This is a genomic window from Marinicella marina, assembly GCF_030065545.1.
GTDB lineage: Bacteria > Pseudomonadota > Gammaproteobacteria > Xanthomonadales > Marinicellaceae > Marinicella > Marinicella marina.
In genome coordinates this window covers 210,648-220,635 of sequence record NZ_JASJNC010000006.1, presented here as the reverse complement: position 1 = coordinate 220,635, position 9,988 = coordinate 210,648, and the positions used below count along the sequence as shown (strand labels likewise).

Sequence of the window (9,988 nt, the reverse complement as noted above, 5' to 3'; positions counted from 1 at the left end):
CATCAACTGTTCTTTCCACTTGTATAGCTGATTACGTCTGATTCCTAGCTGTGTGGCTATTTCCGATGATGGACGTTCTGATTCATCCATCATCCGAATGGCTTCAAGTTTGAACTCCTTGGTGAAGGTTTTATATGGTTTTCTTTTTCTTGTCATTTGGATACTCCTGGTAGACTATTGTCTACTAATAAATGTATCCGTCAAACTATGGCAGGTTCAGTTTTAGATTCCATGCGATCAAGGTCATCATAACTCATGCATGCACTAATTAGTTTTTCAGGAATAATTCATTCCATCCTATTTTCATATTTATATTTATACTTTTCATCTTTAGCATTATCTTCTGAAACCACCTGAAATGATTCTATATCAGCCCCTACAACTGGTTTATCGGTATAATATACTTGCGCATTATCAGCAATGTATCTTCCATCCAGTAACTTAAGGTTATTTACATCCAACGGAAGCCTTGTCCCCCACCAATACACATGAAATTCATCTTTGTAGAAGGCATCATAAAGAAGCTCAAATGTTTCAATGGATTTAACAGGCATATATCGATAATCACCATCGAAGCATTTATATGCAGCATGTTTATCAATCCCTAGTTGAACTTTCTTACCACTTAAATTTTGAAAATCTTTAACTTCGAATGTAGCCGTATCAGCTTCCTCAATTGGCTGATAATCACAAGACACTGTTTTGTCATCTTTCGCAAATAATTTATTCAGCAATATAAAAGTATTTGGATCAAAAAAATCAAGTTTCCTCCCTCTTAAAAAAATATTTTTATTATCCTTAGCCCATAGTAAATTATTACCTCCTAAAATTTCAAAGGTTTTAGCTTCAGCATCTGTTTCAAAAACTCTTGTACCATGGCCAGTGTTCCATGGCATTTCGTATAACACTCTATTGCCTTCAATTCTATAACCATCATCGTACCAACAAGAGCTCAAAAATATTATTAACCCCAAAACCAGTAACAATTTTATATTAGTTTCCATAATTACACTCCTTACCTAAGGATTTGCAAACATTACCAATACCATGTTGTTTGAACGACCAATCACTAGAACCACGAACTAATTGAGTCCTTTTCCCTATTGCATTGGCTATTCCAGGAATGCTGTCCTGAAACCTGCTCAATACTTCACCCTGCACAAATAATGCATTAATAAGTTCATCTTGATTATAAGAATTTTCAAGGTTAGTTAGACCTGTTTGAATTTGATAGTAGAAACCTAGACCAGCAGCATTAAACGTAGTTGCTTCTCTACCTGTTAATAAAGAAGCAAAACTAGCTAATCCACCACCTAGAGAGTGACCTGTGAAAGACAAATTAACACCTAACTCATGTGCACGATTAGATAAATCAATCACCATTTGTTCAATCTCATCATATTGAAAAGTTAAGAAAATAGACTGTGATACATTAGCTATACCATCTACAAATATTTCTTTAAAAATTAATCAAGGACAGGCATCCCTTTCAACCAAATTAATCAAGGACAGGCATCCCTTTCAACAAATTCTTACACGCTCATCAGAGTTTTGCCACAGATAATTGGCCACCAATTGCTGAAAATATAGTTTTTACATGGAATTTTGTATGACTATTGCCCGAAACCAGCAAATTTGTATCGAGGAAACGCCCTATTACCATGTCGTCTCAAGATGCGTTCGACGCGCCTTTCTTTGTGGTGAGGATAAAGTCACCGGAAAGTCTTTCGAGCACCGCCGTGGGTGGCTTATTGATCGTATCAAACAGGTGACATCAGTCTTTGCAATTGATGTATGTTCATATGCCATAATGTCGAACCATTTTCACATTGTTCTGAAGGTTAATTCAACTGAAGAATGGAACGCCACTCAAGTCCTTATGACTTGGTGTTCGTTATACTCACTACCTGTGCTTTGTGACCGCTATCTGAAGGGTGAAATCAACACCGAAGCTGAAATCAGGCGAGTAAAGGAATATGTGGCTGAATACCGTTCCAGATTGATGTCTGTATCTTGGTATATGAAGTCGATCAATGAGTATGTCGCCAGGATGGCCAATGAAGAAGATAAATGCACAGGACATTTCTGGGAAAGTAGGTTCAAAAGCCAAGCATTGCTTGATGAGCGCGCTTTGCTAACCTGCATGTGTTACGTTGATTTGAATCCTATCAGAGCAGCCATGGCTCAAGATTTAAAGGGTTCAAATTATACATCTATCAAAGAACGAATTGAGCATTCAAACACATGGCTTTCAGGCTTTGGCAAAGGTGATAATGAACTACCCTTTTATTTTTCTAGCTACATCAGTTTAGTCGATGAAACCGGTAGATGTTTGCGAGCTGATAAACATGGTTTTATTTCTGAAAAAACAGCCAAGGCCATCGATCAAATTGGCATAAATCCCGATGATTGGCTAGATGAATTGAAAGGCTTTAAATCCATTGGATTTTCGGCTGTAGGAACTGCTCAACAACTCAAGGAATACTCTGCCAAAACCAAGCGCAAATGGACGCTTGGAATTAAACTTGTTCCTGCTCTGGAGTAGCTAAAAAACCATCAAATACGAATCAGCAGATTCTGTCTGCAACCGTCTAGCTCGGTCGAAAATCAGCTAAACACCCTAAAAAGTCCAATCAAATCAAGCCAGCATAAAAACGCACTCGATTAACGCCTTGAACAATCATTTTTAAGCACTCAATACCCTTAAAAGATTCAGCTGGATCTCTTTAATCGATGCCTGTCCTTGATTAGTTGCTACAGGTATAGGTTCAAAAACAGAAACTCCTCTAATTACCTGATTAGCAAATGCCGAAAATGTATATTGTACGACAGCACCATCCCTTACACCTGATTGAGTAAATACTGCAAAATGTTCCGCATCACCTCTGTTATCGGCCAGATAAAACCCTCCACATGAAGCATCCCAATTACAATTAGACGTATCAATGTATATTGGTCCTTTGTTCAACAAGTACACTGCTGTCGTTATGTCCGTGCCATGAAAATACTCGTATTGACTAGAGTCATCTTCATTAATTTGATCCCGCACTCTTTGCGATATTTGCGAACTAGTTAATCTACTCGCAACAACAATTAACCATCCATCACTTCCCGGCCTACTCCAGTCATCATCATCCCAATTGGCAGCTCCTGCGTTAAAAAATTTATTATACGTATATACAGCATAAGCGGTAATAATACCAGCCACAGCTGCTGATGCACCTACTTCAACCAAAGAACTGAAATACCCACTAGGATCAATATTATTAACCGGATCCGCGTGCGTATACAAATACTTATGTAATGACTTCGGCTCAAACTGCATCCCCGGAAACACATCCATCTGACTGAACCTGCCTATCTCCGGATTATAATATCGTGCCCGCAAATAATAAAAACCCACATTATTATCATACTGCTCACCGGTAAACAGGTAGTTATTCTCAACGGAGCCGTATTCATAATCCAACTCACCAAAAGCTTGGTAACCATAGCTATTAACCACAGCGCCAGTTTGGTCAGTCAAGATTCTGGTAGAACCTAACCCATCATACCCAAAAGTATGCACACCTTGGTCATTGGTCTGATTGATCAAATCATCACCATAGGTGTAAAGCACCTGTGGCAAGAACAGATCATCTTGTTCTTCCAGTACTTGGTGGTATGACCTGTTGGGGTCTACCAAGTAATGCGTTATGACGCTATCCACAGTCTGTGACTGCCTGATACCACCGGCATCATAGGTGTAACTGATGCTTGAGCCATTGGTATTGGCCGTCAACATGCGGTTGTCTTTTGAGTAGGTATACTCAGCATCCAGTGCAGCACCAACAGTTTTAGTCAAAGTATTACCATTGGCATCATAGACATAACTGGTAATAATTCCATTTTCGGTTTCTGTCAGCAAATGATCGTTGTCGTTATAAGTGTATGTGGTCACGACACCATCAATGTCCTGTTGTAAACGATTACCCACCGCATCGTATGACCACTGGCTGAAGTGATTGCCATTGATGGCATCGGTCACGGTTTCAGTTTCTAATCGATACAGTGCATCATAACCATACTCAACCAAGCGGCCGGTGCCTTCAGTCAGGCTCAGACGGTTGCCATTGGGGCCCAGTTCGTAGGAATAACTGGCAATTTCAACGTTTAAGCTGTCAGTGTGCACCAAGTCCTCAAGGCGATTCAAAGCATCGTAACTGTAAGTTGCCACGGTGCCATTGGCGTTGATTTGTGAGGCACGGTTACCCACCGCATCGTAGGTATAAGTGGTGGTACCCGAACTGTCTGTAACAGTTTTTAATCGGTTCAGTTCATCATAGGTGTTGGTTACGGTTTGATTGGCTGTTGTTACTTCTGTTTTGTTACCATTCAAATCATAGCTGTACTCGATGTAGTTACCAGTTGGGTAATCAATGCGAATCAATCGGTCCTGGCTATCGTAAGAATAACTGGTGGTGCCATTGACTTCTGTGACTGTTTCCATCTGACCAGTGATGGTATAAGTGTTTGCCACTGTGGTGAAATCACTGTAGGTGGTTAACACCAACTGATTCAGGTTGTTGTACTCATAAGTGGTGGTGTCACCATTAAAGTCAGTCTTACTGATTCGATTGCCCACCGCATCATAGGTGTAGGACTCGAATTCGCCCATCGGTAAGGTTCGGCTGGTCACTCGACTCAATGCATCGTAAGTCCAAGAGGTGGTGTTACCTCTGGCATCAGTCTGAGTGAACTAATCAGGGACATGCATCCCTTCAACCAACTCTTAAAGACTCAACAAAAACTTACCAAATAATTAACCACTGATGATTCAGGTTTTTGAATTATTCATGCCGTTTTTCTTATTCTGATTGTAATTACTGTTTAATTAGATTACATTCAGCTTTCGAATCAGTGCCAAACCCAGATTTATTCAATTTTAATGGGTCTTGCACTTTAAAGGATTACCGAGGCTGTCAATCAGCACACCAACCAAAAACACATGGAGTCAAATATGATCAAAAACAAATTCACGTTTTTTTACAAAGAAAACACCCAAACACATCTAGAAACAAACAAATCAAAAGCTGCCATTGTTGGCGTGATTATGCTGCTTGTCTCTTTGACAACAGCTGCCCAACAAACATCTTTAGATATGGTCAGCGAGCCTGGTGACTATATTGGTCAAGGTCAAACGTATGAATTTGATGAGAACGATGGTACTTTCACTGCATCCACCAATTTTGATGATGGCGTGACCATCAGTTTTAACGGCCCTCCGGGATCTTTCACCATGAACTTTGCACCGAAACAAGATGCTGATTTCATCATTGGTCCCTACCCTGGAGCCACAAGATTTCCATTTCAATCACCGCGGGTTCCGGGCTTGAGCGCCACTGGTTTTGGTCGCGGTTGTAACCAATCATTCGGTGAATTTACTGTTTTGGATGTGATGGTGGATGGCAACGATGATGTCGTTTACTTTGCTGCTGATTTCGTGCAGCATTGTGAGTCAATTGATGCACCAGCACTGAGTGGCGAAGTCAGATTCAACATCACAGGTGATACTTTTCCACCAGTTCCAGATGATGATGATGACACCGTAGCCAACACCATTGATAACTGTATCAGTACCGCAAATTTGGATCAAAATGACACAGACAAAGATGGCATTGGAGATGCCTGTGATAATTATTTTAATGATACTTTCTTGGTTTTAGATTCTGAACAAGGCGACTATATTGGTCAGGGCCAATTCCAAGAATTATTTTTAGTTGATGGCACGTTGACTGCCGATAGGAATTTTGATAATGGTGTAACCATCCGTTTCAATGGCGCTGACAATTGGACTTTAGACTTTGCGGCACCGAACGAAGTACCACTGGCGGTTGGCTCCTATGAAATGGCAACACGTTTCCCTTTTCAAGATGCCAGTGAACCTGGTTTGAGTGTGTCAGGCGCTGGCCGAGGTTGTAACACCTTGACCGGTCGTTTCGATATTTTGACTGTTGAATACAACACCAATGGCGATGTTGAATCTTTCATTGCTACTTTTGAACAACATTGTAGCGGCGCCAAGCCGGCTTTATTTGGTGAAGTCAGGTACGATGGCATCATCGATTTGATTTTTGCGGATGATTTCGAGGATTAAAAACGATCCTGTAGAACCCAACTGGCCCATTCAGGCCAGTTGGGTCAATGATTCAGTTCAAAATAATCCCAAATCAAAATCCATACATGTTGTGTCCATTTCAGCCAGAAGCTCAAGTGCCGGTTTGATGTTGGGTAACTCATAGCGGAAGAAGTATTGGCAGGTTTTGATTTTGCCTTGATAAAACTGGCGATCTGTATCATTCACAGCCTCACTCATGGCAGTGACAGCTGTATGGGCTTGTTGCAACCACATCCATGCCACCACCACGTGACCAAAGGCATCCAAGTACAGGGACGCGTTGGCCAGGTAGGCATCGATGCCTTTATTGGGAATCTGTGCTTGCATGCCTTGGGTGGTGGCAATGATCAACTGCAAGTGACTGGCTAAGTCCGCAGCCATGGGCTGTAGTGCTGGATCTTTGACTTCAGCCAGGGTGGCCTGAATGGCTTGGATCAGTAGTTGGGTAGATTGACCTTCAAATTGTGTGACTTTGCGACCGAGCAAGTCCAAGCCTTGGATGCCTTTGGTGCCTTCATGAATGTGGTTCAGGCGGTTATCACGGTAAAAGCGTTCCACGGGGTAATCACGGGTGTAGCCATAGCCACCGTGTACCTGGATGGCCTGTTCGTTCGCTTTGAGGCCATATTCAGATGGCCATGATTTAGCAATAGGTGTGAGTATATCCAACAACAGTTCATGCGCTTTGGCTGCCTTCATCTGCCCTTCACTTATGGCGATGCGTTGTTGGTCGACCAATTGCGCACAATACAAACCCAAGGCCAAACCACCTTCGGCATAACTTTTCTGTTGGATCAGCATGCGTTTGACATCGGTGTGCTCAATGATGGGGACCATTGGGCTGCTGGGGTCTTTTTGATTCAATGGCCTGCCCTGTTTGCGGTCAGTGGCATAATCTAAGGCGTGTAAATAGCCGGTATAAGCCAGTGCCGTGGCTCCCAAACCGACTGCGATTCGAGCCTCGTTCATCATGTGAAACATGTAACTCAAGCCTTTTCCAGCCTCACCCACCAAATAACCAACAGCACCTTCGTTCTCACCAAAATTCAGTACGGTATTAACGGTGCCGCGGTAGCCCATCTTGTGGTTCAATCCGGCTAATACCACATCATTGCGAGCACCTAAACTACCTGCATCATCGACCATGAATTTCGGTACGATGAATAAAGAAATACCTTTCACACCGGCATCGCCACCAGGGATTTTAGCCAGCACCATGTGGATGATGTTTTCACTTAAATTGTGTTCGCCGCCGGATATCCACATCTTATTGCCGGTAATTAAATAACTGCCATCTGATTGTGGCACGGCTTGGGTTTTGATGTCCGCCAATGACGAGCCTGCTTGGGTTTCGGATAGGCACATGGTGCCAAAATATCGGCCCTCAATCAGTGGTTTTAAGAATTTTTGTTTTTGCTCATCAGAACCACAAGCACTGAGTAAATTGGCCACACCTAAGGACAACAAAGGATAGGCCGAAGTGGAAACATTGGCAGCAGCGAAAATAAAAGCCATGGCCTGAGTGACGGCATAAGGTAATTGCATGCCGCCTTCGCTATAACTGAAACTGGCTGCTGGCAAACCCGACTCAATAAAGGCATCCAACGCTTTTTTCACTTCAGGAATGATCTCTACTTGACCCTCCTTAAATGTCGGCTCATTGGCATCGACCTTGGCTGCGTGCGGTTGAAACAGTTCTTCAGCCATGCGCTCAACCAAATCAATCAGTTGTTCAAAATCATCAGTATGGTGATCCCTATACAAGCTGTTGTTGCACAGTTTTTCTAAGTTAAGTACTTCGTAAAGTTGGAAAGTCAGGTCACGGCGGTTGAATATGTGGGGCATTTTTCAGTCATTGGGTTAAAGACAATCATTGTAAATTAATTGCTGGTTGGGCATGAGTGAAAATTTTAATTTTTAGTCTGTTATGAACTGACTAAAGAACACTCAGCCTAGCGCAAACGAGCATTTTACCAACCGCCACCGCCACCGCCACCGCCGCCACCGCCGGAAAAGCCACCACCACCGCCACCACTGGATGAAGGCGGTACAGATGCTGCCGACACAGTGGATGCCATACCGGTACTCAAAGTACTGAAGTTATTGGAAGAACTGGACAAGTCAAAACGTCCACCAGAATACCAGTTGGGGCTGTAATCGTGCTGTGACTGTTCCAAGCCAGATGCTTTGAGATGATTTGCAAATCGTTGAGACCATTGGTTCTCCACACTCAATGCCATGGCATAAGGCAAATATTTCTCAAAGATTTGTGGTGTCATTTCTGGTGGGTGCATGATATCCAAGCGGTGTTGTTCAGCTGTAGACAGGTACAGTTTAAAACCCTCGATTTTATCCATCAATTCTCGACCAAACGGCGTGGGCGATTTGAGTAACCAGATAAATACACCGTTGATCACCACCAAGAAACCAGCGAGTATTAAAACATCGCCACTGATTTTTAAACCACTGCCACTGAAAACGATGTATAGCATGTATCCAACAAAGCCCAAGTTGCCGAGGTTAAATTGACTCTTAAAGGAGTGGTATATTTGGTAAAGACCGTAAGCCAAAACCCCGCCAGCAATACCAATACCCCAAAATATGTGGTGGCCAAATATATTCATGTGCATCAGATAAAACATCAAAATCACCACACTGATCATGATACCGAAGACCCCCAGCATGGTGTTGTCCTTAAAGCACTTGGCTTTGAACTCTTTTTTCAGGTGTTGTTTCAATTCACTGTTGGTTTTATTGATTTTTTTGTCATAAGTTTTGTTGATGGTGATGCTGTTGCGATTAGACAACAACTTACGCATGATGATTTTCTCACCCGATGACATTGACTCCAGTTGTTTTCCAGCCGTATCTTGTTTTTCAAGCAGGTAACCTGAGCCTATTTTTTTCAGTTTGACATAGCCCTTGACCGCTAAATTAATCAAGGCGGCTGTGAGGTTTTTGTGGTTGCTTTGTTCCTCCATCACAAAACGCATGGCAGCAGGTGATAAGTCTTTGGGCGGATAAAACAACGGCATGATCACTCCAGGCTCTGGGTCCTGGCCATGTTCTCTCCAAGCAATGGTATAAAACATCAGTAAAGATAAAAATGCCAGCACCATCAGAACCCACATCATGTTATCACTGAGAAAATCCAACAACCAGCTGCTGTTGTCAATGATATGTCCTTTCGGAATTTGTAAGCTGAAGGTCATGCCTTGGTAGGCTGCCAATGGTTGGGTACTGGTGATTTTGAGTTCATTGTCGTTGATTTCACTGTTGAAATCAGCACTGCTCTCACCACCAAAACCAGTCCAAACCTCACTGTTGACCATCGCCATTGAAACGCCATCCGGTAAACTGACTTGGGCGGTGACTTGATTCATGCGAAAGCGCCAATCATTGCCTGTGACATTCCAATAAAATCGATCATAGCTATCCATGAAGGCCACTTGGCGATTGGTGCGGTATTTAATCTGATAGGTTTGTTCACCACGTTCAACCATTTGTGACCGGGTGCCAATGTATACCCGCACACCATTGGACAATTGCTCGGTGTGGTGTGGCTCTGGCACACCGTTTCTGGTGACTGAAATCACCTCAAAATCAACCGTAGACTTGGTCAACAATGGTGTTTTATAAATGGTTGGGAAATCACGGTAAATGCCGCGCTTGATGTTGTGGTGCTCGACATTAACGGTGATGGTTTCAGTGACATACACATCGCCGTTGGCTTTTAACTCAATGTCACTGTGGTAGTGCTTGATGTATTCTTCAGCCAGCAGCAAGGTGCTGCTGCCCATTAAAACCAGCAATAAAATCAGTCTTTGCATC

Annotated in this window: 8 protein-coding genes; 2 read left to right on the top strand and 6 right to left on the bottom strand. The window is 42.7% G+C overall.

The genetic code is table 11. The features are described from left to right. The 3 genes from QNI24_RS15475 to QNI24_RS10895 form a co-directional block, all read right to left on the bottom strand. Positions 1–156 (bottom strand): transposase (locus tag QNI24_RS15475; protein ID WP_430539212.1); only part of this gene is annotated, 156 nt, incomplete at its 3' end. A gap of 131 nt (positions 157–287) precedes the next feature. Next, positions 288–1,004, bottom strand: a complete 717-nt coding sequence (locus QNI24_RS10900; protein WP_267177160.1) for a DKNYY domain-containing protein — start codon at positions 1,002–1,004, stop codon at positions 288–290. Then, positions 994–1,440, bottom strand: coding sequence for a Tle-like phospholipase domain-containing protein (locus QNI24_RS10895; protein ID WP_488192487.1), 447 nt, complete (start codon positions 1,438–1,440; stop codon positions 994–996). Before QNI24_RS10895 ends, QNI24_RS10900 begins: the two co-directional genes overlap by 11 nt. 169 nt (positions 1,441–1,609) lie before the next feature. Here QNI24_RS10895 and QNI24_RS10890 point away from each other — a divergent pair, with 169 nt between their 5' ends. After that, on the top strand, positions 1,610–2,545 hold the full coding sequence (locus tag QNI24_RS10890) for a transposase (RefSeq protein ID WP_267177158.1): 936 nt from the start codon (positions 1,610–1,612) through the stop codon (positions 2,543–2,545). Between the two features lie 141 nt (positions 2,546–2,686). Here the strand turns inward: QNI24_RS10890 and QNI24_RS15425 are convergent, their stop codons facing one another. Then, positions 2,687–4,678: an RHS repeat domain-containing protein gene (locus QNI24_RS15425; protein WP_410174835.1), complete on the bottom strand. Its 1,992-nt coding sequence runs from the start codon at positions 4,676–4,678 to the stop codon at positions 2,687–2,689. 321 nt (positions 4,679–4,999) lie between these two features. Here QNI24_RS15425 and QNI24_RS10875 point away from each other — a divergent pair, with 321 nt between their 5' ends. After that, the gene (locus QNI24_RS10875; protein WP_267177157.1) at positions 5,000–6,136 is read left to right on the top strand and encodes a hypothetical protein; all 1,137 of its coding nucleotides are present in this window, start codon (positions 5,000–5,002) and stop codon (positions 6,134–6,136) included. A 57-nt stretch (positions 6,137–6,193) separates the two neighbouring features. Here the strand turns inward: QNI24_RS10875 and QNI24_RS10870 are convergent, their stop codons facing one another. Beyond that, entirely contained in the window at positions 6,194–8,002 is a 1,809-nt protein-coding gene (locus QNI24_RS10870; protein ID WP_267177156.1) for an acyl-CoA dehydrogenase, read from the bottom strand. 125 nt (positions 8,003–8,127) lie between these two features. Next, positions 8,128–9,987 (bottom strand): DUF2207 domain-containing protein, encoded by a 1,860-nt coding sequence (locus tag QNI24_RS10865; RefSeq protein ID WP_267177155.1) that lies wholly within the window; start codon positions 9,985–9,987, stop codon positions 8,128–8,130. Position 9,988 lies beyond the last annotated feature (1 nt).